Origin of the sequence: Oleiphilus messinensis, from assembly GCF_002162375.1 — a bacterium.
Classification (GTDB): Bacteria; Pseudomonadota; Gammaproteobacteria; order Pseudomonadales; family Oleiphilaceae; genus Oleiphilus; species Oleiphilus messinensis.
Genome location: NZ_CP021425.1, coordinates 6,217,484 through 6,242,471, shown reverse-complemented (window position 1 = coordinate 6,242,471; position 24,988 = coordinate 6,217,484). Strand labels below are relative to the sequence as shown.

The window sequence follows — 24,988 nt, the reverse complement described above, 5'->3', positions numbered from 1 at the left end:
TTTTCCATTATTTGACCAGGGCGTATTGGTATTGGCGCCCTGGTAGGGGGTGTTCAAGCGACAGTTATTTCCTGGCGACATCGGTGGGCCAACACAATACCAGCCACCACGCCACGATGGGGGCGGCTGCAAACCACATGATAAAAGCAGGGTATTGTTCAAGGGTGCACAGTGCAATGCCGGGTGCCAAGGCTGCAAGCCAGGCAAGCGAACGCCATCGCTTTAAGGATATAGTGGTGGCTCGGGAGCGAGCCACTTTCCAGGCCCTCAGCCGTTTGCCATCGGTTGCACACAAATACCAAAATGCTGCTGCGCTGAAACCTAAGGAAGACAATACTAAAATCAATCCGTTCATTCTGTAACCTCGCCTGACATCTCTGTAGATGCCCAGCTGCTCTTGTTCTGCTCAAAAAAGATCCGTGTCGCCTGATAGACATACCAGCCCCCGGCCAACATCAATACGATGTCCAATACCATGACCGTATTATTCGCTGTACCGTATAAGTCTGCCCAATAGACGTCACTCAAGGCCATTCGCGTCAAAGGTAAGATCAGCAGTGTGGAGCCAAGGAGCCCTCGAAACAGACCAAGTAGCCGGTCTGCATTCTGAATAACCACACCCAGCAGACAGAGTAACACACAGGTGTAAACAAAACTGTTTGTCACAGCTGCAGTACTCTTTTCCAATGGCAGGCCGATAAAAAAGCCTAAAGCACTGGCAGCGATGGCAATCGGCAAGCCATAACCGACTACAATCACAGTACGCCCCAGCCGTTGCCAGAGAGGGTTAAGTGCTCGTCGTTGTACCCAGAGTTGGATTCCGGTAATGGTTACGTAGCACACCGATAGTCCTAATGCCAGCCAGATGACTCGGGAGATCCAGCCGGCAAAATGTCCGAAATGAAGTGCGGCAATCACGCCGACAGTCGTATTGCCAACGGATTCAACGGTACCGATTTGTGGTTTGATCCCTAAAAATTCGCCAGTGGCGCCGCTGTATTGATATTGAGTGGGTGTAAGGGTTCCACCTGCCGGAAAATGAAAGAGTATAATTTTCGAGTCAGCCCGTGAGAGGTGATGAATCGACGCAAAATCAGGCGCAACGCCGTAGCGCTCAGTCGCATTGGCAATGACGTGGTCAAGATTGGTCAAGGTGGCTGTTTGCGGGTTTTCAGCCTCTGGAATACCCACCAGGGTTTCGATTACTTTTTCTTGATCCCCGCCAAATGCACTCATGGCAATGACTGGCAGGCCAAGGGAGATGGCGAAGCTGTAAAACGCGCCGGTAACCGCGAGAATAATCGAGAAGGGCAAACCCCAGGTTGCGGCGAGATTGTGCTTATCCCTTGCATTCAAGCCGAGACTGGAGCGTCGTGGCGGCAGGAACATATCTTTCAGTAGATGGCGGTGTAAAATAAAGCCGGTGGCGGCAGCTGCTAACAATACCAAACCCAGAATACCGGTGAGGTAAAGTCCCCAAGGGTCTGGTGCATGCAGATTGATGTGCAATTGCACAAGAAATCTGTCCAGTGCACTGTAAGGGTCTTCAGGCAGGTCGTCCCTGAAGCCTTCATGTTGTTGTAGGACTACTCCGGAAATCGGGTCAAACACAAACCGGGTGCCGTAGTCGCCCATCTGACCATTGTCATTTTCCTTGTGAGTATGGAAGAAGGCGATGATCTGTCCCGCAGGGTTATAGAAGAGCGTTAACTCTTCCAAATAGGCATCCGGTACTTGCTGCGCTAAATTTCGAACATGAGCATCCAGATTCTGGCTCAATGGCTTCTGTACTGGTGTGCCGCTTACCCCCCATAAAGCAATATCGTGTGCAAATACCGCAATGGCGCCGGTAAAGACCACGATATAAAGTGCCAGGCCCAATAACACACCTGACCAGCCATGCACTGACAATATGCGCATGGTTTGAGTTTTGGAAGTTTTGATCATGATAATAGTCCTGCAATTGATGCTGCGACCAATCCGCCATTCAGTAATAGAAATCCACCGAGCACGCCTGCACAACGGCCAAGCCGGGTCTCCAGAATTGCGTACATAAATGCACCGGTCCAGACCAGAGGGAACAACAATAAGGGAAATACCAGATGGTCAATGCCGGCTGTACCTGCAGGCAATACATGGGGCATCGCAGCCATAACAGCAATGGAAACAAACAACGCCAATGGACCCGCCAGCCAGAACCGGCCATTGCCTAAAAAGCCAAAATACCTAACGATTAAACCTGGACTTGAACTGAGACCCATCGATCAGCCTCCTCTTGTTAACTGCCTTAGTGTGAGTGGACCGGCGCAGTAATCCTGTCTGCCAGTGCATAAGACGAACGAATGACAATCTCTGAAATTCATCAAATGTGGTCACCGATCACATAAAATTTTGAAAATATTAATGCAAACTATAATGATTATCAATTTAAAGTGGATGTTGTAATGATTACCATTTGCAATGTTATACTGTTTTCCTGACTGGCTGTGGTGACAGCATCCCCAATTACTGAGAGCCGCTTATGAATCTGCGTAATGCGAAATTCAATCAAAACCAAATCATGATGGTGTTAAGCCGGATTGCTACTGCCTTACTGGGCAGCTACGCATTTACCTGGGGGATAACATCTCTTGGTATTGCTGGCTTAGTGGCATTGGATGTGGAATTTCATGTGGCTGAAGAGGCCATGTTGTTGATTGCCTTTCTACTGTTTCTGGTTTTGTTCCTCTGGGCTTTTGCAGCCCCTCGCCTTGCCTGGGTCTGGGCAGTACTTGGTGGTGGTGCACTATTGACCACCACAGCGGCCTGGCTTCTACAGCACATGATTTTAAATTAGGAGCGTATCGATGTTTAGCAGTTTCCGCCATACTATGGCATGGGTTCATACCTGGTTTGGTCTCGCTTTGGGATACGTATTAATGGTGTGCTTTTTCTTTGGTGCGCTCTCGGTATTTGATCGGGAAATCGATCGTTGGGCGTTACCGGATACCCGCTTCGAGCCGCAACCCATGCCGTCCTTCGACACCATGTTATTGCCTATTTTGCAGCAACTGGAACCCAGTGAGCAGGAATACAACAAATTGATGCCACTGTATCATGATGCCAGTAAAGGCCCCATGACGCCGAGACAGTCACTCCCCCCAGAAGAATATTGGGCATATACCACGCATCGTGATCCGGTGCTGACGATGGGGGCAGGTTTCGGCGTCCCGCACCCAAAAAATCCGGATGACCATAATCATATTCACGGTCGTCTCACCATTGATCCCCGATCCGGAACCGTAATGCCTGACGATCATCTGAAAATCGGCAGTCGTTGGTTTTATCCCCTGCACTACAGTTTGAATTTTACCTGGAAGAATTTGGGCTACTGGATTGTGGGTCTGGCTGCAATGGTAATGATGGCCGCATTGGTTACGGGCGTGATTATGCACCGTAAAATATTTCGGGAGTTTTTTACCTTCCGTCCCTGGAAGCGCACTCAACGCAGTACACTGGATTTACACAATATGACAGGAGTGGTTGCGCTGCCTTTTCATTTTTTCTTTGCCTTTACCGGATTGATTATATTTGCCAGCTGGATGTATTTTCCGGTCACCAGCACAATGCTGAAACCACTCCATGATCAACATGAAATTATTGAGTCTGCCGCAACTGGTTTGCCCCATGATGCCGCAGGTAGCCCTGCGCAATTTGCCTCCGTTGATGCAATGGTCGCCGAAGCAAAGCGGCGCTGGGCGGCACGTGATATGGCTGGCGAAGTCGGTTTTCTGACCATCACCCATGTTGGTGACGCAAATGGTTATGTCTCAATCTACCGGGCGGGTAGTGATCGTGTTGCATTGGTGGGGGAAGGTGTTCACTTCAAAGGCACGACGGGTGAAGTACTCCGGGAAGATCCACCCCGGGCTGTTGTTTCGGAAATTAACGAATTTCTGACCGGGTTGCACTTGCAACACTTTGAGCATTGGATGCTGCGTTGGCTGTACGTATTCGGTGGATTAATCGGGAGTGTTTGTATCGCGACTGGATTTATCTTCTTCGTCGAAAAACGCAAGTTATCCCACGCGAGAGCTGGACAACAGGGTAGTCGAATGGTCGATGCATTGGCGGTTACCACCGTTACCGGGATGGTTATTGCCGCAGTCACTATGTTAGTTGCAAACCGTGTTTTACCGATGAATCTGGAAGGCAAAGGTGACTGGGAAAAAGTTGTTTTCTGGAGCGCCTGGAGTACCACATTTTTACATGCTGCCGTACGCAGTGCTCCAGTTGCCAAGGCCGGGATAAACCCTGCCTGGCGTGAGCAATGCTGGCTGCTGGTCGGGCTTTGTGTGAGTGCCGTGTTGTTGAATTGGCTGACGACCGGAGATCATTTGCTCAAAACTGTGATAACCGAAACCTATTGGCCAGTCGCTGGCGTTGACTTGAGTTTACTGGTCGCCGCAGCGATAGCTGCACTGGTCGCGCGTAAACTGGCATTGAAGACATCCGCAACGGAAACCGAAAATACAACAGTGGAGACACAGGTGAGTGTATATGAGTGAGGTGTTCTGGTTGCTTTTCGCGATCGTTTTTTCATTGACGAGTATGGCGTGGTTCGCGCTCTCCATTAACAGCCATTGGAAGCAGGTGTTTGGTAATACCTGTTCAAATGCTCACGCTTTGCGTATTCGCTCCGTGGGCATGGGCTTGTTGCTGCTTTCAGCTATTTGCTGTTTTAAAGCGGATCACCCAACCATGGCCATTCTGGTCTGGATCATGTTGATACCCACGTCGGCTATTTTGGTTGCTCTGATGTTGAGCAAAAAACCGAAATTAATGCAGTTTTTCTACCCGTTTTCAGCTGTTAATCTGGCTCGATCGGATAATGGCACGCACTAAAATGTGACAGCGGAATTGCACTTTGGATACCTTCTGGTATAGTGATCGAAATGTAAATGATAATAATTATCAGTAACATTTGAATGATCGCTTATGGAGTATCCAAATGCAGTACCTTTCAACTCAACGACTCGTCTTGTCTATTGCAATTTCGTCCATCATTGGATCTGGTGTCGTATGGGCGGAGGAAGGTTCCAATCCGGAACAGGAAACCGCTGGTGATATGCAGTCTCTACCCGATGTTAAAATTGTTGCGGACACTTCGGCAACAACAGAAGGTTCAGATTCATATACTACACCCATGGTCGGTACGGCCACACCGCTTTCGATGTCAATGCGCAACACACCACAGTCTGTCAGCGTGGTTACCCGACAACGTATTGAAGATCAAAAACTCGACGATATTACAGATGTTATTAACAACGTCACCGGGGTTTCTGCGAGCGAATACGATAGTTCCAGGCATGGCTACAAAGCGCGTGGATTTGACATCGAAAACTTGCAGATAGACGGAATCCCAACGACATGGAGTCCGGGTTGGAGTGCAGGAGAAACTCAAACCAGTACAATTATATATGACCGGGTTGAAGTGGTCAGGGGGGCAACGGGATTAATGACCGGAACCGGTAACCCGGCAGCCTCGATTAATTTGGTGCGTAAACATGCAGACAGCCGCACGTTGGCGGGGAATGTGTCTGTCGAAGCCGGGCAATGGAATACGTATGGTGCCACAGCGGATGTATCTTCGCCGTTGGTTGAAAGCGGCAATATAAGAGGCCGGATTGTCGGTAGTTATGAACAGAGTGACTCCTTTGTCGATTATCGGGAAGATGAGACAACCGTACTGTATGGTGTCCTCGATGCGGATATCACTGCCAATACACAACTCAGTTTGGGGGCGAGCTATCAAAATAACGACCCGACCTCATCTGCCTGGGGGGGATTACCTGTCTGGTATACAGATGGCAGCCGCACCAATTGGTCCCGCTCTAAGTCTAAAGCACCACATTGGGCTGGCTGGGCATCCACAAATGAAAATTATTTCGCCACGTTAACCCAACATTTTTCAAAAGACTGGAATGCTCAACTCCGCTATGATCACGGACAAAATAAGGGCGAGTTGAAACTGTTGTGGGTTTACGGTGTGCCAGATCGGGATACCGGCCTTGGCATGGGCGCATCACCCAGCCGTTACGATACCACACGAAAACAGGACACTTTTACGCTGAATATCTCAGGGGCCTATACTGTGATGGGTCGAAAACACGAGGTTGCTTTCGGTGCCATTAACAGTGATCAGGATTTCAGCTCCTATCTCTACGACCGTGAAGTATCTGAAGTCGATTTCAATTTCAATGAGTGGGATGGCCGCTATCCGGAACCCGTCTGGGGGGAAACTACCCTGACAGATAAGCAAGACACGAAGGAAACGGCATTTTATGCAGTCACCCGTCTTGATTTGACTGAGGATTTGAATGTGATCGTGGGTGGCCGGCTTTCGGATTGGGAAACCAGCGGTCAAAATTGGCAAGGACCATACGCCATTGAGCATGACCATGTTTTCCTACCCTATGCAGGCATCATCTATGACCTCAGTGAAGCGTTGTCTGCCTATGCCAGCTATGCTGATATTTTCAATCCCCAGAGTGAGCAGGACGCAACGGGTAAAACGCTGGATCCGATTAGTGGTGAAACTTATGAAATCGGGTTGAAAGCAGAGCTCATGGATGGCAAGTTGAACGGTAGTCTCGCCGTATTCCAGATTCTTCAGGACAATGTCGCCCAACCCGATGGGGACAAGCTTGTTCCTGGAACCATCGCACAGGCTTACGTGCAAGCTGAGGGGGCAGAAAGTCGGGGCTATGAAATCGAAGTTGCGGGTGAAGTGAGTCCGGGTTTGCAGCTGAGCCTGGGCTGGTCGCAATTTACTGCGAGTGATGCCAATGGGCGCGCGGTGAACACCAGCCATCCCCGCCGCCTGCTGAAAGTGTTCAGCAAATATCAGTTTCAAGGCGATCTTCAGGGCCTGGCAGTGGGGGCGGGTGTCAACTGGCAAAGCGGAAACTACACGAATGGAACGAATCCCGTCACGGGTGAAGGCGAAAAACTGGAACAGGATGCCTACGCGCTGGTGAGTCTGATGGCCAAATATGCTTTCAACAAAGAATTGTCTGCTCAATTGAATGTGAACAATTTGTTGGATGAGACCTATTACAGCCAAATAGGCTTCTACAGCCAGCTAGCCTATGGTGCACCGCGTAATGCCAGTGTGTCGCTGAAATACGCGTTCTGATAATTCTTTGCCTGAGGGGCATGCATCGTTCATATCGATCATGCCTGTCATACAATACCACCTACAATTGAAGCCAATGTATGAGCGGATGGTGACCCCACAAAAGTGGCCATGGTTGCCTGTATGCGGAAGCAATGGACTATCCTGAATACGATGGTCAAGAACGGAACATTCTGGGATGAGAAAATGGCTTGAAGGCTTGCCGTGGGAACATAGTCAGTTGTTAAGATGATTTATATGTGAAACCATAAAGAAACCATATTGCAACCATGAGTGTTTTTTATGCCCGCAATTACAGTAAAGAATATACCAGACACTTTATACAGCCAGCTAAAACAATCCGCTGAAGCAAACCACAGAAGTATAAATAGTGAGCTTATTGTATGCCTGGAAAAGGTTTTGACACCACAAAAAATAGATAAAAACCAACTTTTAATGAATGCACGAACAATGAGGCAAAAACTAAAAGGTTTGAAAGTGACTGAGGAAGATTTAACTTATGCGAAAGCTGAAGGCAGAGAATGATTGTCGCTGACACTAACACAATAGCTTACCTTTATTTGCCCTCTGATTATAGCGACTACGTAGAAGCCCTGCTATTAAAAGACCCTGATTGGATTGCCCCTGTTTTATGGCGTAGTGAGTTACGAAACATATTGGCTTTGTACCTTAGAAAAGCGCTTATTTCTATGGACGATGCCTTGGAGATACAACAGCAAGCTGAGCATTTACTGGAAGGCAATGAATACACCGTGAATTCTGTCGATGTATTAATTACTGCAAATGAATCAGGTTGTTCAGCCTATGATTCTGAGTTTATTTGCTTGGCAAAAAGTCAAAACTGCAAACTAATAACTGCCGATAAAAAAATACTAAATCAATTTCCAGACATAGCGATGTCTGCCAGAGAGTACGTTTCTTAGAAATTTGTTCAGGCGAACAAGAGAGGAATGGCTTTCGCCTTCTCAATTTGACGAGCACCTCACAGAGAGTCGAAATTCTCCACTTTTTAACCGTCCGATTGGATGAGTCTTCGGTATCGCATTTACAGAATACCGGTTTTTACTCATTTAAGATTGAAATCTAATACGGTTTTTAAATAGTGTATGTCCATGTTGTCTCGATGCACTCTGCACATTGAGATTGAAACTATGCCTCTGAGCCAGAATGGTTGAATATTTCAATTTCCAGAGCCCTCAAGTTTTGTTCAACTAGTTTTCGATTGTACCTTTCAAGAGCGAACAGCTGCTGTCTAAATTCTTCAATTTTGTTTAGGCGTTCGGTATATTCACGAATATCATCATCATCTTCAAACAAAATTTCGTTTTCAGTTACGGCATAGTGACCTGACAAACTCAATAAAAAATCAAAAAAGGAATTACTCTCATGAATTATTTTTTGATATACACCAAAAATTAGATTGGTCTTATTTACTTCCTCTACCACTCTCTCTGATGCCTTTTTTGCCACGATTTTCACTACAAATGGATGCTCACCAGATACAGTGATGAGAAACTTGTTGAACATGATGATGTTAGCTGCCTCAAATTCTTGCATGAGCTGGTTTGCCAACACGTTAACTTTTTGAAGTCGCTTCATTGCCTCTGGCACATTATTTATATCGTACCATTCAAGCTCTAGTAGATTACCTCCTGCTACTTCGTTTGATTTTTCCAAAAACTCACTTGAAGCATTTTTCGTGAATGCCACATACTCAATTGTTATAGAAAAAATTCGCTTTATTAGTTCGATCAATGTTGTATATCCCTTTCAAAATCTGGCAGATTGATGCGCATAACGCCGTTATTACGGGTTGGCATTAGCATTGCCATAAAAATTTTGCAGAACCATTACAGCGACAGCGGAACGAATAGGCCACCCCACCACCAAAGTTCATTTCAGTTTTCCAGTCTGGTCCTTACTCCAATTGAGCTACAAGTCCCATGGGCTTCTCACACGCAATGCAATTTGGTGCCTATTCTGGCCCATCTGAACCCCCATTTTCTGGTTGACCATGAACACTTTTCCTGGTTTTACAGAGAATGCATGTTCACGTTCGCCGGAATACGCAATTTGGTGTTTCATTACCTTGAATCCAAGAAGGCTCACCAGAAATTTGACCTAAAACCTCTCTAGGGCTAAAGCCATTCTTTTCCGAAAACATCGAGGACAGGCACGCCTATCATGGCAAGATTACTTGCAACTCGTGGATTATACCGGACGAGCTCTGCATCCTACTAAACGCGGTAGTATACCAGAGCAACTTCCGCCCATTCTCTGGCGTCTGGGCCTAGCCAATCATGACTGGATAACCCGATCAACACAATTTGAATCGATTTACGAGTGGCAGTATTCAAGGCGAAAACTCAGGACACTCGCCGCCTAAGCGCTCCAATCGAAAACATCTTTTCTGACGCTCACCTAACAAGAGAGGGATGGCTTTCGCCTTCAATTTAACGAGAACCTCACTGATAGTCGAAATTCTCCACTTTTTAACCGTCCGATTGGATGAGTTTTCGATATCGCATTTACAGAATACCGGTTTTTACTCCTTTAAGTTTAAAATCTATTACGGATTTTAAATAGTGCATGTCCATGGTGTCCCTCGCCTGTTTCAAATGATACTCATGAGAAAGAGCAGACTTATTGTTGCCCAAAATGCGGTGGCCATGACCGGTTATGTCGCTTTCTGTTTCCATCGAGAACTCGACTGATCCAGACGACAAGCTAAAGGAAAGTAAGCGCCGTTAAATCGACACACTTCCCCTAACTGTATTGAGCCACATTTTTTAAAGAAGACTCCAACACGACATTCCACGGTAACAGGGCTTCAAGTTTCTCAACCGTATCCGCCTCACCGATTCGATTCAGAACATAATGGATGTAAGCAGAAGGTTCCAGTTGGTTGGCTTTAGCGGTCTCGATCAAGGAGTAGCAGGTCGCACTGGCTCTGGCACCTTGGCTCGTATCAGCAAACAGCCAAGCGCGCCGGCCTATGGCAAAAGGACGTATCGCATTTTCTGCCAATGCATTGCTGATATTGAGATAGCCTTTCTCACAATATCCTATCAGATAAGGCCACTGGTTTAAGGTGTATTCCATGGCCGTACGGGTGAGCGATCCTTTCATGACCTTGCTGACGTTTTTCTCCAGCCAGCTCTTGAATTCGTTCAGCAGTGGAACACTCATTTCCTGACGGACACGGTACCGTTCAGCCTCTTTTCGATCCTGTATCTCACGCTCAATTGCGTAGAGCTTTCGAATGTAACTCAGTGCCATGTCGGCCTTGCTGACTTTGCCTTTTTTAGTTTTGCTACTACTCGGTGCACCCTTGATGGCTTCAATATACTTACGTCTGGCGTGATCCCAACAGCCAATACGAGTAATATCGTTTTCACGACATACCTTGGCATAACCGGCATACCCATCGGCTTGCAAGGTGCCCGTAAACCCTTCCAGCAGGCGAACAGGAACATTCCCCGAACGAGAGGGATCATATTCAAATAGCACGACAGGCTGGTCTGGTGGGCCGCCCCGGATCACCCACATCCATTTGTCAGATCGGACACTTTTGCAGTCCTCTTTCAGTACTTGTATCCGGGTTTCATCTGCTTGAAGATAACGACTGCTGTTCTGGACGTCCCGCATAAGATTAATGAGCGGTTTGAATACATCATCAAGCCGAATGATCCAATGTGCCATACTGGTTCGACTGACTTCGTGCCCCAGACGAGCCAACATTTTCTCTAAACGGTAAAGCGGTAGACCATCGGCATATTTCGATGTGATGATATATGCCAGGAGTGATGTGGTTGCAATGCATTTACCCAACGGATGAACAGGACGTTTTGCTGCGACAATCTGTTCCTGTCCATCTTCATGGAATACGGCTTTTTCCTGCCAGATCTCAAATACTTTTAATTGCGCCGGAATAAACTGCAGCTCTTCTTTTACTTTGGTAAAGAAGACTTTACTGGCACCCGCTTTTTCGTCCTCTGACAGGGTCAGTTCGATTCGTTCGCGCACCAGCTTGTCCGAGAATCCGCGTTGACGGCGTTTCTTCTTACTTGGCTTTGGCGAGTCTGCATCATCCGGCAGCTGTTCGCGCAAGGCTTCAAGTTCTTCTTCCAATTCCGCTTCGTCAAACAGATGGATCTGGTAAGCCTGTTTTTCGCTGCTGGCGGCAAATTGCTGGGCCTTTTTCAGGCGTAACTGTTCTTCAAGAAGGGTGATGTAGCGATCACGCTGGTGGATGGCGTCATCTTTGACTTGTAGTACCTTCTCCCGAGACTCAAGTTGTTGCTGGAAATCTGCAATGACAGCCAACAACTCTGCTGATGAGAGTTTGCTGTAATCGTCTGGATTTTTGAGCAGATCGGGTACTTTTTTCATTTCGAAATTATAACTAAAACAACATGATGACGCTTTATTTAATTCATCAAAATAGCGATTCGTAATGAAGTTTTCGGTGCCCTTTAAGCAGGCTAATATCATAGCCATCCAACAACCAGTTGATTTGCTCCCCGGTCAGTGTCAGCCACTCATCGGATGCTGATGGCCACTTGAATTTTTCTTCTGCAAGCGCCTTGTAATAAAGGACAAAGCCATTATCTTCCCACAGCAGGCATTTAATCCTGTTGCGATAGCGGTTTGTGAATACATAGAGTGCTCCACTGAACGGACTATGCCCCAGCTCTTGCTCAACGAGTGTAGCGAGTCCGTTCACCTGTTTGCGAAAATCCACTGGCGCACGGTAAAGATAGATCTCGGGGATTTCCAAAGCGGGACGGAGATATCGCGCTCGCATCACAACTGCTCCAGAATGGCACCGAGTAAATGAATATTGTCACCATGCAATCCGGAAATCGCCATACCATTAGGCAGAGATATTGAAAGCCCTTCTTGACGGGGTAGCGTGTGATCTGCTGCGGCAACTTTTGCAAATCCGGGTCTCTCAGTGAGCTCGCAATCCTGATTTGAATCCGCATATTTTTTTCGCCAATAGACAAACTGGTGATAAGTGAGCGACTGCTGTTTACAATAGGCCTGCCCGGAAAAACCAGATGTCTGCCAATTGATAACGTGCTGATGCCAAAAATTGGCTCGTTCTTGTGAAGTCATGACTGATTCCTATCGGTGAGTGAAAAGTGGAATCAGTGTGGCGAAGTTTGTCCGTAAAAAATACGTGCGGATTTATTGGCGCTTACTATTTACTGGAAGACAATGAATACACCGTGAATTCTGTCGATGTATTAATTACTGCAAATGAATCAGGTTGTTCAGCCTATGATTCTGAGTTTATTTGCTTGGCAAAAAGTCAAAACTGCAAACTATTAACTGCCGATAAAAAAATACTAAATCAATTTCCAGACATAGCGATGACTGCCAGAGAGTACGTTTCTTAGAAATTTGGTCAGGCGAACAAGAGAGGAATGGCTTTCGCCTTCAATTTAGCGAGCACCTCGTGGATAGTCGAAATTCTCCACTTTTTAACCGCCCGATTGGATGATTCTTCGATATCGCATTTACAGAATACCGGTTTTGACTCATTTAAGATTGAAATCTAATCCGGTTTTTAAATGGTGCATGTCCATGTTGTCCATTCGATCGTTCACTGCATATTGCGAACGATTACAGCAGGTTGTTAGCTTATAATGCCAATAACAACCTCTTTCAGATCTTGATAATTGCTTAAGATCCAAGAAGCCACAATACTTATAATTGCCCAGCGTACAGTTGCTTTTACTCCGCTTTTGCCTTCTTGCGCTTGTTACGCGTCTTTCTCTCTAACATAAATATGTACATTTGATGAGCCGTCACTAAAGCTTCGCTCTTCAAACTCAAGATACCCTAAAGATTTAACTAATTTACCGAGTTTGTCGTAGCCATAATTCCTAGGGTCAAAAGATGGAATATTTTTTGTTATATAGCCTCCTACTCCAGAAAGGGGAGCCCAACCATCATCTTTAGAGACGGCATGTACAGCATCGAGTACGATGGCTTTTAAGTCTAAGTTTTCTGACTCATCTTTGATGTTTTGATCTTTGGAAGGCTTAAGAACCTCTGTGTAGACAAACTTGTCACAGGCAGCCACGAATGCTTCTGGTGTTTTCTTTTCTCCAAATCCAAAAACCAGAAGACCACTCTCTCTTATCCTGTTAGCAAGCCGAGTAAAGTCACTATCAGAAGATATCAGGCAGAAACCGTCTAATTTACCCTCATGTAGAAGATCCATTGCATCAATAATCAATGATGAATCAGTAGAGTTCTTTCCTTGGGTGTAACTAAATTGCTGGATTGGCTGTATAGCGTGTTTGTGCAGATACGATTTCCAGCCTTTTAAGTTTGTGGTTGTCCAATCTCCGTATGCACGTTTTACACTGGCAACACCAAATTTCGATACCTCGGCTAAAAGCTCAGAGCAAATTGTAGCTTGGGCATTGTCCGCGTCAATTAATACCGCCAACTTGTCATTTCCATTTTCTGACATGCTTTATTCCTCGGTTTTACGCGTAACAGCGTATTATTTTCCACGCCTCGTAAATACGAAAACATCGAGGACAGGCACGCCTATCATGGCAAGATTACTTGCAACTCGTGGATTATACCGGACGAGCTCTGCATCCTACTAAACGCGGTAGTATACCAGAGCAACTTCCACCCATTCTCTGGCGTCTGGGCCTAGCCAATCATGACTGGATAAACCAATTTGAACCGATTTACGAGCGGCAGTATTCAAGGCGAAAACTCAGGACACACGTGGCCTAAGCGCTCCAATCGCAAACATCCTTTCTGACGCTCACTTAACAAGAGAGGAATGGCTTTCGCCTTCAATTTAACGAGCACCCACGGATAGTCAAAATTCTCCACTTTTTAACCGTCCGATTGGATGAGTTTCCGATATCGCATTTACAGAATACCGGTTTTTACTCTTTTAAGTTTAAAATCTATTACGGATTTTAAATAGTGCATGTCCATGTTGTCCTTTACTGGATACAGTGGCGAAAGCCACGAACCAAAGTCAGAAATCTGAAGGGTTATTCTCGTTGCGTGATGGCTGGATCAAGCTTCACTATCCTGAGTGAAACGCCCTGTGCGGACCCGCATGCAGCGTGTTGTGGGGACTGGGGGCTAGATACCCCCGGTTACCCGATTAGGGGCAATGACTTGATAAATGCTCTTTGCTACTACTTCAGCTAGCGTGACGGGAACCGCATTACCAATTTGCCTCATGCACTCACTCCATACTCCGGCAATATGATAATCATCAGGAAATGTTTGAATTCTTGCGGCCTCACGAACGGTGAAATACCTAATAGAATCATCGTTATAGCGAATCATATTTTCCCCACCAGGGACTCCATGATCTCCAGCCTTTAATGTTTTAGAAGGTTCGTCAATGGGACTTCCTGTGTGGCCAGGATATGATTTAGCACCATCTTTAAATTCGTGGTTGTTGAAATCATTTTTTCTTTTCGGTGAAGGTAAATCTTGTATGGCTTCCCTGACAGTAACCCATGGTTTTTCTTCTGGTTGAAAAAGGCCGTACTTTTTTTGAAGGCGTGATGCGATTTTCTCTGGGCTTTGATTTAGCTTTGGCCTATCTGATTTAGCAACCTTGAGGCGCTTCCAGTAATCTCCAGTAACCCACTGATCCCATAGTAAGGCATCTTGAGAGTGAGTAGCCTTCGGGAAACTCCACTCAACATTTAAATCATTACGGAAGCCAACAATGAAAACTCGCTCTCTTTTTTGAGGAACACCATAATCTGCTGCATTTAGGAGTCTAAACACAACATTGTATTTAAGGCCTCTATAGTTGCCTTTCGTGTGAGTTTCTTCGAGTCGTGCCAAATGGCTCTCCCAGTCTTCGCCATCTTTCTTAGAGATATTTGGGTAAGATAATTGCAATATTATGTATTCAAAGTATGTGCTGAAATTTTTTCTCAGCAATCCTTTAACATTTTCAAAAATAAAGGAATCAGGCTTTGACTCTCTTACTGCTCGAACAGCTTGAGGAAACATATCTCTGTTATCGTTAAACGCCTTGTGCTTTCCACCCAATGAAAACGGTTGACAAGGAGGCCCGCCAGCAACCAGAGAAAGATTACCTTTATATTTTTGGAATGATATATTTCTTACATCTTCATGCTGGATATCCCAGTTTTTTATTTGAGATTGCCCCTCATCGTGGTTTTTTAATAATGTGTTTACAGCATCTTTATTAAATTCAACGAGCATTTCGTGCTTAAAGCCACTGTTTGCCAACCCCAAAGCTAACCCGCCAGCTCCAGAAAACAACTCAACTGAACTAGGTTGATTTATTGACATGATAAACACCTATTTTTTCTTCAACTTTATTCTCATCAGGCGGCGTACCTTTTAGTCGATCAGCCCAAACTCGACCGGGGTGCAGCACGTCCCATTCAGATTTTGCTTGTTCATACCTTCCCTTACCGGGATCATGATTGCCAAACCCATCAATGTGAGAGTTCCAAAGAGGATTATACCTGCGAGTCATAGCCGCTTCTACTGTACTTATTAGGTCAGCTTCCTGATCCTTTAACACGATAAATCTGCATGAAAAATCTTCAACCTGAAGATTCTCTACAGCATTTATGCTTCTCGCGTGCTCGTTTAACCTTCTGTATAAAGCTGAGTCATTTTCTTTAGCACTACCTCGACCTTGCCTCCATCCCGGTAATACTGCTTTACCCACATAAATTGGGAGATCTGGAGCCTTGCTATAGATCTTTTTGTATTGCGGAAAATCCCCTTTATAGTAAAGCGCATATACGCCACCACCAGCGAACTTTACCTCTGGGGGAAGCTGCTCAAACGGCGTATTTATCATAAATTCAACTGCGTCTTCGATAAGCGCAACAAAAGACTCAGACCGATAAATATGTTCTTCTAATTTCATTTACATCCTTAGTTAAAATCTTGGGTAGCCCCTAACAGTGTATTACCTTTGACGCTTCGTAAGTAACTTCCAGCGAACACAATTTTTCAATTCTGTCACGTCTTCAAGCCTTATCCACAGTGGTTGATAGTAACGTTAACTATAAGTGTTCCAGTCTTTAGCCTTAGGAAAAGGAAGCATTATCAAAAAAATCGACTTTGAATAAGTAGCACAAAAATCACTAAACAGCCCACCACTCACACGAACCCATTGCTCGTATGGCCAATCGAGAAGATGATTGTGCAGGGCACTTGTCTCTGTTGATGATAATTTACTGTGTTTGCAATCCATCTGACTTGAGCATCTCACAAATGTCTTCTGACCGTGCCCAGGTTTCCAGTCGATGACGAGGGCCCATATCAATGAGCTCCCGGCATTCTTGATAGCCGTTGGATATCAATATGTAGTCGATCACGTAGCCACCGACAATTCGTCCCACAATCATGATCACCAACCCTGCGAGGGCAATTTTTATCGCAATTGCCTGGCCATAATCTTGCAGAGGAGATCCAATAAGGTAAGCACCGGTTAATACCGAAAATGAACATAAGCCAATGAATCCACCAAAGCCAAGGAGAGAAAATTTTTCGAAATTGAAATGAGCAAGTTGACTATTTACTGCCGACAGTAGTGAACCTAATTCTGAAATTAGGAAATAAGCTGAGCCAATAGATAGGCCAACAAACATTATGAATGTACTAATTATTAACGAAGGTGAAGGCTTTTCAGTATGCACAGTATCTGTTCTCATTAAGGGGCATAAGTCGATGAAGTTCTAAAAAAGCGTTGGATGAAATAAAGTTGACCTTGGCTTGTACTCAGATTCTGTTTGAATTCTCGTTTTTGAGCCTCAAAATTATTTAACACTTCAAGTTCCAGCTTTCGTAAAGTTTCAATCACTTGAGTGGTAGTATTGTACTTATAGTCAATCACTTCGAGACCTGCAGCGACCATTGTACCTATGAAGACTGCTGCGACTAGCGGCCCTATTGCAACTGAAACCATCAAAGCAGTCCCCGTCATAGCTAGTGAGGCTGCAGAAATAGTTACACCAACTTTCACAATATCCACAGCCATTCCGCCTACGATGTCATGCCATGTTGCCTCATCGCGAATAAAATAGTCTGCAACGCGATATGCGGAGAGTAATACAAGTGTGAAAACACCTCCACTTTTGATCATGCCCTTTACAGCTTCTTTGCCGATCCCCATTTGGATGACTTTGGAGTTGTTGGCAAGATATCGCGTTCCGGTAAAAATGGATCGGAGGCCTGGGTATCCTTTCAAGATGATGTAGGTTTTACCATTGTGTGCTTTGATGGTGTACTTGCTCAGGTAGCTTCCACCTTTTTTCATATCCTGTGCCAGTTTGGCAAGTATGACAGCATCTTGTCCTGCTGGAAAAAAACCAGCTAAGTATCCTGAGATTGCAGCAATACTGAAACCTTTGATTTCAGTTTTCCAAATGTCTTGAAGGTTGGCTTTGGCTTGGCTGAGCGTATTGCCTAGTGATATCTGATAGGAAAGCCAAAGTTCCTGCATTTCTTTGGCATCGAGAATATAAGCTTCTTCGCGATTTTTCAGTAGTGTTTGATTGATTTCGTGTCTACGGCGGGTTCTCTCGCGCATTTCCTGGTAGCGCTGTCTACGTTCCATGTTTCATCCTTGTCTTATTTGGGGGGCGAACGAGTTTGCATCCACATAACTCGTGAAGAGCATTATTGCTTATTTCGCAAACTTCTAATCTACCTTGTTTGCGCCAAATAAAAAATGAAATGTTACGCAATTAGTGAGAAATTATGTCGAAACCATCCGCTTTCGGGCACCTCAATACGATAAATGGTGAATCTCAAACACGCGTAGAAATTATTCATGTATCTACCGCATGAATATGTTGCTGAATACGATATTTATCCTGCCTTCCTCACTATTAATAATATCTCCCGTAACGATCATTTCGATAAATAACCTGAGGAAGGCAAAGATGAACGATCAACAAACTATCGCTTTGGTTACAGGCGCGAATCGTGGCATTGGCAAGGCGTTTGTGGAGGCGCTGATGGGGCAGGGTGTGACTAAAATATATGCCACAGCACGAACACTGTCTTCGCTGCCGGACTTTGGTAGTGATCGCGTTGTGCCCTTGGCATTGGATGTGCACAACCCAGCGTCGATCAAAGCTGCGGCGGAGCAAGCCAAAGATATTAACCTGCTGATTAACAACGCGGGTGTTTTGAGTTTCGGTGACATTCTATCGGTTTCTGACGATGACCTTCGGCGCAATTTTGATGTTAATTTCTATGGTGTGCTGTCGATGGCGCGGGAGTTTGTACCCGTTCTGGAAAACTCGGGCGGTGGCCGTATTGTCAACATACTGACATTGCTCTCCCTGGCCAGTATGCCCGGATTAGCAGCGTATAACGCCTCGAAAGCGGCGGCCTGGTCTTTGAATATGTCATTGCGCGCGACGCTCGCGAATCGGGGCATCAACGTCCACGGTGTATTCCCGGGTGCGGTTGATACGGACATGTTAGCCGGTGTCGAAATGCCTAAAACCGCACCTGAAGCGGTGGCAAAAGCGGTATTGGACGGTTTGGCGGAGGGTAAAGAGGATATTTTCCCTGATCCCATGTCTCAAGACGTCTACGCGGCCTGGTCACAAGACCACAAAGCGGTTGAAAAACAGTTCTCGCAAATGTAATCGAGAGGAGAGCAAATCGATGACAAATATTGCTTTTCTTGGATTGGGTGCGATGGGGTCCCGAATGGTCCGGCACCTGATTGCTGCAGACCACAGTGTCACCGTTTGGAATCGTACTCATGACGCCACCAAACCACTGGCTGAGAGTGGCGCTGTTGCTGCCGAAACCCCTGCGGATGCAGCGCGTCATGCAGAGGTTGTGATCAGCATGGTGCGCGATGATGAGGCTTCTCGTGAGGTTTGGCTAAATGAACAAACCGGTGCATTAAAGACACTGCCTAAAGGCGCTATTGCGATTGAGAGTTCTACCCTGACACCGGCCTGGATCGAGGAACTTGCCATTGCCTGCAAACTGGTGGGCATTGAATTCGCAGATGCACCCGTAGCCGGTTCTCGTCCCCAGGCCGAGGCCGCCAAGCTGATCTATTTAGTCGGTGCGGAAGGCTCAACATTCGCGCACATCAAACCGTTATTGCTGCAGATGGGCGGAGCAGTACATCACACTGGAACCATTGGCACCGGGGCCAGGATCAAGCTGGCAGTAAATGCTTTGTTTGGTGTGCAAGTCGGCGTGGTTGCGGAGTTGTTGGGGTTGTTGAAAAAATCCGGCATGGATCTCCAACAGGCCCACGAGATTATTGGTTCTACACCTGTTTGTAGCCCCGCAGCCAAGCTTGCGGGTGATGCCATGATCGCGGGACAGTTCGCGCCAGCTTTTCCGATTGAACTGGTGGACAAGGATTTTGGCTATGTTCGATCGTTAGCTGTGGGATCAGGCTGTGATATGCCGCTAATTGATTGCACATATCAGGTTCTGCAGCGTGCGATCAGTACAGGTTTGGCGGACAAAAACATTACCGCTATCGCTCAACTCTACATGGAAGCGGAATCGTGAACGCTTTGGATAATACCGCCTGCCAACAACTATTAAAGGAAATTGAAAAATCCACGGCATTTGACCGCTGGCAAAGCGTGATTCGGTCCATTGATCACTACGAGAAAACGGTACCGCCTCACTGGAATTAAAACGTTGCTCTGATCGGGAAATTCAGCGCCTTAAAGGCGCTGAATTTGTAGCCAGTGTAAAAATGCCCAGATGAAATAATCAGACTCTGAATGTTTGGGTTAATCCATTTAACGCCGTCGCAAGCTGAGTAAGCGTAGCGCTGGCATCGCCAACTTTTCTGGAAAATGCGGTAGTGGATAATGCGGCATTGTTAATTTCAACGACATTGGTGTTGATTTCTTCTGCGGCAGCGCCTTGTTCTTCTGTCGCACTTGAAATCTGTGCACTCATGTCCGTGATCAGTGTGATCGCATTGACGATCTTGGCTAAAGCATCTCTGGATTTTGATATTTCATCGACGCTGACTTGAGAGAGTCTGTCGCTTTCGATCATGCGTTCAACCGATTCCCGGGTTCCGGATTGCAGGGCTTCGATCATGTTTTGAATTTCCATCGTTGCCGTCTGGGTGCGCCCGGCGAGGGTCCGAACCTCATCCGCAACCACCGCAAAACCCCGCCCCTGCTCACCGGCTCTTGCGGATTCAATGGCCGCATTCAGTGCCAGTAAATTGGTTTGTTCGGCGATCTCCCGGATAACGGAAAGCACAGATCCGATTTGATCCGTATTTTGCTCCACTTTCTGGATGCAAGAGGAAGCACCAACAATACTTTTGGAAAGCGCCATGATGGAATCCGATGCGCGTTGTACCAAGTGACTGCCATCTTCTGACTCTTTCTGTGCGACTAACGCGCTATTCGCCGCTTCATTGGTGTTTTTTGCGACGTTTTGGATAGATATGGACATCTGGCTCAGAGCCGTAGCGACTTGGTCTGTGTTCAGTTGTTGCTGATTTACCCCATCACAGGCGAGGGTTGCGTTGCTCGCGATTGTTTGAGATTCCTGGTACAACTCAGAGGCGGTCTGGCTGACTTGTTTAATGCTTTCCTGAAAGCGGGACAGCATTTCATTAAAAGCAGCCCCCATTTTGCCGAGTTCGTCTGCACGATTAAATTGAATTCGAGCGCATAAATCACTGTTGTGTGCCGCGTCGACCATCGTTTTCGACATATCTTTAATGGGTTTGAGGACGACGAAGGAGAGCCAACTCAGCATCGCGATGATAATCAAACCCAGTATGAGGCCGACCGCGGCGATCAGGTTTTGAAATGTGGCTAGATTACCGACTTGTGACGCCACCACGTCATTGAGCTGCGTTGATATCTGCTCCAGTAATGCCTCAGCTTCATGAACCTCTGCCCTCATAGTGCCACGCAAACCGGATCTACTGTCCAAACCCAGCTCGTCTTTCTTGGCAACGAAATTTTCGAATTTCGACTTGTAGTCGTCAATATGGGTTGCGATGGCTTTTTTGTGGTCTGCAGCGTGATCACTGGCTGACAGGAGCGCTCGGAATTTTTCAATGTTGTTCTGAAATTTCACTAAATACTTTGGATCATCCCTGAGCATGAAATCTTTTTCGTTTCGTCGCAGTTGCAGCATTTGAGCCCGCAGAGTGGAATCCTCCAATGACAGGATTTCTTGTTCTGCTCGGTGTACTGCGGCCCTTAAAGCACCATAAAGCCCATCGGTTTTATGTAAGCCAAGCTGCTTATGGGTTTCTACAAACTTGTGGAAACTCGCCTTGTAGTTGTTAAACGCATTCTGCATCGAGTCGACCAACTCGCTGTTCAAGTCTGCTTCGGCTGCCAGAGTCATGAGCGTTGTTACGCGCTTGGTAAGTATTTCGAAATTGTTATCGAACTTTTCCTGGTATTTGAGATCAAGCCGGATGATGAAGTCTTTCTCATTGCGCCGTTGCATTAACATTGCACTTTGGATCTGACTGACATTGAGCTCAACGTTTTTGAAAAGCTTTATTTTCTGAGATGCGAAGTGGTTTAGAAACAGGATGGTGGTGATTGAAAGGAACACAAATGCACTGGTAAAAATAAATTTACGCTTAATGGTTTTTGTCATTTAACGATGCCTTAAACTGCTTTTTTTATTTCTATATTAATTAAAAGGATCGCGTGAAGCTTAGTTTAGAAACAATCGTTCGCCAAATAAACAGTCGTTGAAAAACGTGACTCATTATCAGTTTGCGCAGGGAATATATATCGTTATGCCTATCAATATATGTGTTATGTATTCAATGTAAGGTTTGCGACTCAGCGAGTACCTCGACACATTACGTTTGCGAGGTTTAAAAACTCTTAGATGTGTGTTGAGGTACGCTGATTTTTGGTATTCAATTGGCTGATAATGTTAACAAAAACAATGGGGTACCAACTGTATTTTATTGGTTGATAATCACTTTTGCACCACTCATGCCATAGCCAATTACTTCAATTTTGTGTTGGTCCGTCTCGGTCATGAGGTACCCTGCGATAGGTATTGCTCCGTGGCCGTAACTGGTACCGGATATGCTCATAAACATCACGCTGGTATTAAACGGCATAACATAGCAGGAGGATGAGCTGAAATAGGCACTCTGGCACGCGGTTTTGGTAATTTCACCGCTGCTGATGTTGGTACGCACTAGGGCTGCGCCCATTTGTCCGATTCCCATCGGCAGGTTTGGGAGGGTCGTAACACGGCCGTTTTCATCCATCATTTTCATACTGCCGAAGGACATATTACTTACCAGACTGGCAGCTTCATCCTTGGTATAGGCGGTTTTTGCCTGAACCGGGAAATTGTGAAACTCCTGCTGAATAACCTGGCGTTTTGCGTCATTGGTGGAGGCGTAGGTTTCCGATTCGATAACCACGGTTGTTCCCTGGATACTGACCACTTTTTGAATTTGCAGGCTGATATCATTCGGGTCGCTTTTTGATGTAGTGAGTGAGGCAACCCACTGACCTCGTTGCAGGGGGACTCGATTTGCGTCTGATGCACTTAATTGACGCGGTTGTCCGGTCTGGTATTGGTTTGCGAGGGATTTGATTTTCGCGACATCCTCGGGTGAAGCGGATGGCATGAGACCGGCACAGCTGCTGAGAAAAATAGACATAATAACGAAAAACAGGCGAAGCATTTTTCGGTTCTCCTTGTTGCGGGCAGTTTGATTGGATGTGTATTTTCAGATAATGAGTTTAGACGCCAACAGCGGGTGCCGCTGTGGGTAGCGTAAAATAAAAAGTAGCCCCTTTTTCCCGCTCTGAATACGCCCAGATCGTTCCGCCATGTTTTTCAAGTACTCTCCTAACGGTTGCCAGGCCAATACCGGTACCTTCAAACTCCTTATCGGTATGTAACCGCTGAAAGCTGTTGAATAATTTATTGGCGCACTGGTAGTTAGAGTCACTAAAATAGAAAATGAAATTTTATAATGTATTAACGGCTCTTCGACTAATCTGTTTTCTCAGCTCACCATTACAAACTGCACATATCTTCAGTTTCTTTTTAGAGTCTTTGTAGATGTAGGTGGTTCTTTGAAGTTCTTGATGACAAATACCGCAATATTTCTCTTTCTTGCGCCATTTCCAACTTACTAAATAGGCGAGAACGACAAATGAGACACACCCCACAACTGGCATATCGAAGGACATGAATAGTACCAAGTACGGAACCCCTAGAAATATAACTCCAAGTAGAAATAAGATATTTTTTCGTTCATTAAAAATACTTCCTTTGATTTGGTTTTTATGACAATGATTTTAAGAAGTTCATCATTGCATAAATCTAACAAATCCTAAGTTTATAAATAAGCTTTTTTCATGAAAGGCTAAAAGTATTACGAACTTTCATCCATCGAACTGTTGCACATATTGGTTGAGGTCAATCCCGCCAATATCCTCCATGACCAGACAGGGATGGTATTGATCATCTATCCAGTCCACAATGCGGGTGATATTGGGGTGTTCAAACTGGGTTAAAACCACGTGGGAGAAAGCAAGTTTTGCATATTGCTGAATGGATGCAAATTCAGCTCCGGTTGTGTGCAGAATAACCGGTAACTGGTCGGCATCTCGATATCCCCGGTAGACTCGTGTATTTCGAGTTTCGGAAAGCCGCTCTAGAATCTGGTACCCGGGAACTGAAATGCTCAAGGTCAACCTCTGTCAGCGTGATTACTGATAGATTAATATTTAGTCAATTATAGCTCGGTAAAACTCAAAAATTGACGAATAAGCTCAAAAGAGGATGGCTTTTGAAGTTGGTGGATTTACGTACTAATTAGATAAAATTGTGACGGCTATCTCATTATCGCTTTTCCACGTCAGTTTTGATCTGTACCAATGGAGGGGATCAGATTTAGCATGGGCAGTCACAATGACAAGAATGATCGTGTTTAGGGGGCTTGCTATGCTACAAAAATTTATTCATCGCGGTATTTTGCTGATGACATTACTGGGCCTGAGCACTATTTCAAACGGTGCCGTGATCTATTCAGACCGGGCGTTGTTCGAGAATGAGCTGGTTACTCAGCTTACGGATGACTTCGAAAATTCCGCGTACACAACCAACCTTACTGATGCCGGGATGTCTGCTGTTTTTGGCGAAACGAGTTATCAGTCCACAGGCTTTAATAATCTGAATATGGTGACGCAGTCTGGTGATCAATATTACTGTTCTGGCTGTAATGGCAGCTTTTTGCTGGATTTCACCGGATCTCGTTTGGTTACTGGAAACGGGGTGTACGGTGTTGGCTTTGATTTTCTGACGGAACGGCCTATTTTTGGTAATTCTTCTGAATTCTTCCACGCCTGGGTCACATTCGGTGATGGCAGCACGCAGGATTATGCTTTACCGGAAACCAGTGGTTTCGATTTCCAGTTTTTCGGGATCACATCCTTGTTAAAGATTGAGTCCATTCATTTTGGCCTTGCGAATGGTGGCGCGACCACTGATCAGAGTTTGTATTTTGGCCTGGACGATCTGACTTTGGGCAGTGATATTTTCATTTCTCTTCCCGAACCGTCTACATGGACCTTGTTTGCAGGAGGATTGTTGTTTGTAGCCTATCGCAAATCCAAGCGTTTGCGCTAAGCTGCATTTCAGCTCTTATCGATCCCCTCTTATCTATCACTTCTTACTTCAGGGGTCTGGCAGTTCTGCTGGACCCCGTCTACTGCATCATTTTTTACAATGGTGTATCGATTATTCGGTCGAGCAGCAGGATAATTTTAAGGCGTTTCT

At 45.7% G+C, this 24,988-nt stretch carries 27 protein-coding genes; 11 read left to right on the top strand and 16 right to left on the bottom strand.

What is annotated here, in order from left to right; translation table 11 throughout:
- The first annotated feature begins 83 nt into the window (after nt 1-83).
- Nucleotides 84-362 carry a hypothetical protein gene (locus OLMES_RS28195; protein ID WP_157678652.1) on the top strand — a complete coding sequence of 93 codons (279 nt, stop codon included), beginning with the start codon at nt 84-86 and terminating at the stop codon, nt 360-362.
- On the opposite strand, the gene OLMES_RS27230 is transcribed toward OLMES_RS28195, so the two are convergent.
- On the bottom strand, nt 352-1,947 hold the full coding sequence (locus OLMES_RS27230; RefSeq protein WP_087464155.1) for a PepSY-associated TM helix domain-containing protein: 1,596 nt from the start codon (nt 1,945-1,947) through the stop codon (nt 352-354). The two genes, OLMES_RS28195 and OLMES_RS27230, sit on opposite strands and share 11 nt — an antisense overlap.
- Complete coding sequence (locus OLMES_RS27225) at nt 1,944-2,261, bottom strand: hypothetical protein (protein WP_198343155.1); 318 nt, start codon at nt 2,259-2,261, stop codon at nt 1,944-1,946. Before OLMES_RS27225 ends, OLMES_RS27230 begins: the two co-directional genes overlap by 4 nt.
- Nucleotides 2,262-2,521: 260 nt before the next feature.
- Here OLMES_RS27225 and OLMES_RS27220 point away from each other — a divergent pair, with 260 nt between their 5' ends.
- The 6 genes from OLMES_RS27220 to OLMES_RS27195 all read left to right on the top strand — a co-directional run bounded on the left by OLMES_RS27220 (nt 2,522) and on the right by OLMES_RS27195 (nt 8,100).
- Complete coding sequence (locus tag OLMES_RS27220; RefSeq protein WP_198343154.1) at nt 2,522-2,836, top strand: iron uptake protein; 315 nt, start codon at nt 2,522-2,524, stop codon at nt 2,834-2,836.
- A gap of 10 nt (nt 2,837-2,846) precedes the next feature.
- Complete coding sequence (locus OLMES_RS27215; protein ID WP_087464154.1) at nt 2,847-4,547, top strand: PepSY-associated TM helix domain-containing protein; 1,701 nt, start codon at nt 2,847-2,849, stop codon at nt 4,545-4,547.
- Nucleotides 4,540-4,884, top strand: coding sequence for a DUF3325 domain-containing protein (locus OLMES_RS27210; protein ID WP_087464153.1), 345 nt, complete (start codon nt 4,540-4,542; stop codon nt 4,882-4,884). The genes OLMES_RS27215 and OLMES_RS27210 overlap by 8 nt, the downstream gene beginning before the upstream one ends.
- A 106-nt stretch (nt 4,885-4,990) precedes the next feature.
- Nucleotides 4,991-7,177, top strand: a complete 2,187-nt coding sequence (locus OLMES_RS27205; protein WP_198343153.1) for a TonB-dependent siderophore receptor — start codon at nt 4,991-4,993, stop codon at nt 7,175-7,177.
- Between the two features lie 282 nt (nt 7,178-7,459).
- Nucleotides 7,460-7,702 carry a FitA-like ribbon-helix-helix domain-containing protein gene (locus OLMES_RS27200; protein ID WP_087464152.1) on the top strand — a complete coding sequence of 81 codons (243 nt, stop codon included), beginning with the start codon at nt 7,460-7,462 and terminating at the stop codon, nt 7,700-7,702.
- On the top strand, nt 7,699-8,100 hold the full coding sequence (locus OLMES_RS27195) for a type II toxin-antitoxin system VapC family toxin (protein WP_087464151.1): 402 nt from the start codon (nt 7,699-7,701) through the stop codon (nt 8,098-8,100). The genes OLMES_RS27200 and OLMES_RS27195 overlap by 4 nt, the downstream gene beginning before the upstream one ends.
- A 226-nt stretch (nt 8,101-8,326) precedes the next feature.
- Here OLMES_RS27195 and OLMES_RS27190 read toward each other — a convergent pair whose 3' ends face one another.
- From OLMES_RS27190 to OLMES_RS27145, 10 genes are all read right to left on the bottom strand, one after another.
- Nucleotides 8,327-8,932, bottom strand: a complete 606-nt coding sequence (locus OLMES_RS27190) for a hypothetical protein (protein ID WP_087464150.1) — start codon at nt 8,930-8,932, stop codon at nt 8,327-8,329.
- A 177-nt stretch (nt 8,933-9,109) separates the two neighbouring features.
- The gene (locus OLMES_RS28450) at nt 9,110-9,262 is read right to left on the bottom strand and encodes a hypothetical protein (RefSeq protein ID WP_198343152.1); all 153 of its coding nucleotides are present in this window, start codon (nt 9,260-9,262) and stop codon (nt 9,110-9,112) included.
- A 681-nt stretch (nt 9,263-9,943) separates the two neighbouring features.
- Complete coding sequence (gene tnpC / locus OLMES_RS27185; RefSeq protein WP_087464149.1) at nt 9,944-11,569, bottom strand: IS66 family transposase; 1,626 nt, start codon at nt 11,567-11,569, stop codon at nt 9,944-9,946.
- A 46-nt stretch (nt 11,570-11,615) separates the two neighbouring features.
- Nucleotides 11,616-11,984 (bottom strand): IS66 family insertion sequence element accessory protein TnpB, encoded by a 369-nt coding sequence (tnpB, locus tag OLMES_RS27180; protein ID WP_157678629.1) that lies wholly within the window; start codon nt 11,982-11,984, stop codon nt 11,616-11,618.
- On the bottom strand, nt 11,984-12,298 hold the full coding sequence (tnpA, locus tag OLMES_RS27175; RefSeq protein WP_087464148.1) for an IS66 family insertion sequence element accessory protein TnpA: 315 nt from the start codon (nt 12,296-12,298) through the stop codon (nt 11,984-11,986). The genes tnpB and tnpA overlap by 1 nt, the downstream gene beginning before the upstream one ends.
- Nucleotides 12,299-12,947: 649 nt before the next feature.
- Nucleotides 12,948-13,667: an NYN domain-containing protein gene (locus OLMES_RS27165; RefSeq protein ID WP_087464146.1), complete on the bottom strand. Its 720-nt coding sequence runs from the start codon at nt 13,665-13,667 to the stop codon at nt 12,948-12,950.
- A 641-nt stretch (nt 13,668-14,308) separates the two neighbouring features.
- A complete protein-coding gene (locus tag OLMES_RS27160; protein ID WP_087464145.1) occupies nt 14,309-15,508 on the bottom strand; it encodes a DNA cytosine methyltransferase in 1,200 nt (399 codons plus the stop codon).
- On the bottom strand, nt 15,489-16,100 hold the full coding sequence (locus tag OLMES_RS27155) for an Eco29kI family restriction endonuclease (RefSeq protein WP_087464144.1): 612 nt from the start codon (nt 16,098-16,100) through the stop codon (nt 15,489-15,491). Before OLMES_RS27155 ends, OLMES_RS27160 begins: the two co-directional genes overlap by 20 nt.
- Nucleotides 16,101-16,410: 310 nt before the next feature.
- The gene (locus tag OLMES_RS27150; protein WP_157678651.1) at nt 16,411-16,875 is read right to left on the bottom strand and encodes a hypothetical protein; all 465 of its coding nucleotides are present in this window, start codon (nt 16,873-16,875) and stop codon (nt 16,411-16,413) included.
- Between the two features lie 14 nt (nt 16,876-16,889).
- Nucleotides 16,890-17,795 carry a hypothetical protein gene (locus tag OLMES_RS27145; RefSeq protein WP_087464142.1) on the bottom strand — a complete coding sequence of 302 codons (906 nt, stop codon included), beginning with the start codon at nt 17,793-17,795 and terminating at the stop codon, nt 16,890-16,892.
- Between the two features lie 328 nt (nt 17,796-18,123).
- Between OLMES_RS27145 and OLMES_RS27140 the strand changes: the two genes are divergently transcribed.
- Genes OLMES_RS27140 through OLMES_RS28935 form a run of 3 tightly spaced genes read left to right on the top strand, consistent with a single transcriptional unit; the run spans nt 18,124 to nt 19,866 of the window.
- Nucleotides 18,124-18,840, top strand: a complete 717-nt coding sequence (locus tag OLMES_RS27140; protein WP_087464141.1) for an SDR family oxidoreductase — start codon at nt 18,124-18,126, stop codon at nt 18,838-18,840.
- Nucleotides 18,841-18,859: 19 nt separating this feature from the next.
- On the top strand, nt 18,860-19,735 hold the full coding sequence (locus OLMES_RS27135) for an NAD(P)-dependent oxidoreductase (protein ID WP_087464140.1): 876 nt from the start codon (nt 18,860-18,862) through the stop codon (nt 19,733-19,735).
- Nucleotides 19,732-19,866 (top strand): hypothetical protein, encoded by a 135-nt coding sequence (locus tag OLMES_RS28935; RefSeq protein WP_269767733.1) that lies wholly within the window; start codon nt 19,732-19,734, stop codon nt 19,864-19,866. Before OLMES_RS27135 ends, OLMES_RS28935 begins: the two co-directional genes overlap by 4 nt.
- A 79-nt stretch (nt 19,867-19,945) precedes the next feature.
- On the opposite strand, the gene OLMES_RS27130 is transcribed toward OLMES_RS28935, so the two are convergent.
- From OLMES_RS27130 to OLMES_RS27115, 4 genes are all read right to left on the bottom strand, one after another.
- Complete coding sequence (locus OLMES_RS27130) at nt 19,946-21,823, bottom strand: methyl-accepting chemotaxis protein (RefSeq protein ID WP_087464139.1); 1,878 nt, start codon at nt 21,821-21,823, stop codon at nt 19,946-19,948.
- 319 nt (nt 21,824-22,142) lie between these two features.
- On the bottom strand, nt 22,143-22,883 hold the full coding sequence (locus OLMES_RS27125) for a hypothetical protein (protein ID WP_087464138.1): 741 nt from the start codon (nt 22,881-22,883) through the stop codon (nt 22,143-22,145).
- Between the two features lie 58 nt (nt 22,884-22,941).
- Complete coding sequence (locus OLMES_RS28930) at nt 22,942-23,166, bottom strand: ATP-binding protein (protein ID WP_087464704.1); 225 nt, start codon at nt 23,164-23,166, stop codon at nt 22,942-22,944.
- 426 nt (nt 23,167-23,592) lie between these two features.
- Complete coding sequence (locus tag OLMES_RS27115) at nt 23,593-23,898, bottom strand: protein kinase (protein ID WP_087464137.1); 306 nt, start codon at nt 23,896-23,898, stop codon at nt 23,593-23,595.
- Nucleotides 23,899-24,154: 256 nt separating this feature from the next.
- Between OLMES_RS27115 and OLMES_RS27110 the strand changes: the two genes are divergently transcribed.
- The gene (locus OLMES_RS27110; RefSeq protein ID WP_087464136.1) at nt 24,155-24,838 is read left to right on the top strand and encodes a hypothetical protein; all 684 of its coding nucleotides are present in this window, start codon (nt 24,155-24,157) and stop codon (nt 24,836-24,838) included.
- The last annotated feature ends 150 nt before the right edge of the window (nt 24,839-24,988 follow it).

Bases quoted from the DNA above. Each gene is read 5' to 3' on its own strand.
- OLMES_RS27230 (WP_087464155.1), bottom strand. From the start codon at position 1,947: ATGATCAAAACTTCCAAAACTCAAACCATGCGCATATTGTCAGTGCAT.
- OLMES_RS27225 (WP_198343155.1), bottom strand. From the start codon at position 2,261: ATGGGTCTCAGTTCAAGTCCAGGTTTAATCGTTAGGTATTTTGGCTTT.
- OLMES_RS27220 (WP_198343154.1), top strand. From the start codon at position 2,522: ATGAATCTGCGTAATGCGAAATTCAATCAAAACCAAATCATGATGGTG.
- OLMES_RS27215 (WP_087464154.1), top strand. From the start codon at position 2,847: ATGTTTAGCAGTTTCCGCCATACTATGGCATGGGTTCATACCTGGTTT.
- OLMES_RS27210 (WP_087464153.1), top strand. From the start codon at position 4,540: ATGAGTGAGGTGTTCTGGTTGCTTTTCGCGATCGTTTTTTCATTGACG.
- OLMES_RS27205 (WP_198343153.1), top strand. From the start codon at position 4,991: ATGCAGTACCTTTCAACTCAACGACTCGTCTTGTCTATTGCAATTTCG.
- OLMES_RS27200 (WP_087464152.1), top strand. From the start codon at position 7,460: ATGCCCGCAATTACAGTAAAGAATATACCAGACACTTTATACAGCCAG.
- OLMES_RS27195 (WP_087464151.1), top strand. From the start codon at position 7,699: ATGATTGTCGCTGACACTAACACAATAGCTTACCTTTATTTGCCCTCT.
- OLMES_RS28450 (WP_198343152.1), bottom strand. From the start codon at position 9,262: ATGAAACACCAAATTGCGTATTCCGGCGAACGTGAACATGCATTCTCT.
- tnpC (WP_087464149.1), bottom strand. From the start codon at position 11,569: ATGAAAAAAGTACCCGATCTGCTCAAAAATCCAGACGATTACAGCAAA.
- tnpB (WP_157678629.1), bottom strand. From the start codon at position 11,984: ATGCGAGCGCGATATCTCCGTCCCGCTTTGGAAATCCCCGAGATCTAT.
- tnpA (WP_087464148.1), bottom strand. From the start codon at position 12,298: ATGACTTCACAAGAACGAGCCAATTTTTGGCATCAGCACGTTATCAAT.
- OLMES_RS27165 (WP_087464146.1), bottom strand. From the start codon at position 13,667: ATGTCAGAAAATGGAAATGACAAGTTGGCGGTATTAATTGACGCGGAC.
- OLMES_RS27160 (WP_087464145.1), bottom strand. From the start codon at position 15,508: ATGTCAATAAATCAACCTAGTTCAGTTGAGTTGTTTTCTGGAGCTGGC.
- OLMES_RS27155 (WP_087464144.1), bottom strand. From the start codon at position 16,100: ATGAAATTAGAAGAACATATTTATCGGTCTGAGTCTTTTGTTGCGCTT.
- OLMES_RS27145 (WP_087464142.1), bottom strand. From the start codon at position 17,795: ATGGAACGTAGACAGCGCTACCAGGAAATGCGCGAGAGAACCCGCCGT.
- OLMES_RS27140 (WP_087464141.1), top strand. From the start codon at position 18,124: ATGAACGATCAACAAACTATCGCTTTGGTTACAGGCGCGAATCGTGGC.
- OLMES_RS27135 (WP_087464140.1), top strand. From the start codon at position 18,860: ATGACAAATATTGCTTTTCTTGGATTGGGTGCGATGGGGTCCCGAATG.
- OLMES_RS27130 (WP_087464139.1), bottom strand. From the start codon at position 21,823: ATGACAAAAACCATTAAGCGTAAATTTATTTTTACCAGTGCATTTGTG.
- OLMES_RS27125 (WP_087464138.1), bottom strand. From the start codon at position 22,883: ATGCTTCGCCTGTTTTTCGTTATTATGTCTATTTTTCTCAGCAGCTGT.
- OLMES_RS27110 (WP_087464136.1), top strand. From the start codon at position 24,155: ATGCTACAAAAATTTATTCATCGCGGTATTTTGCTGATGACATTACTG.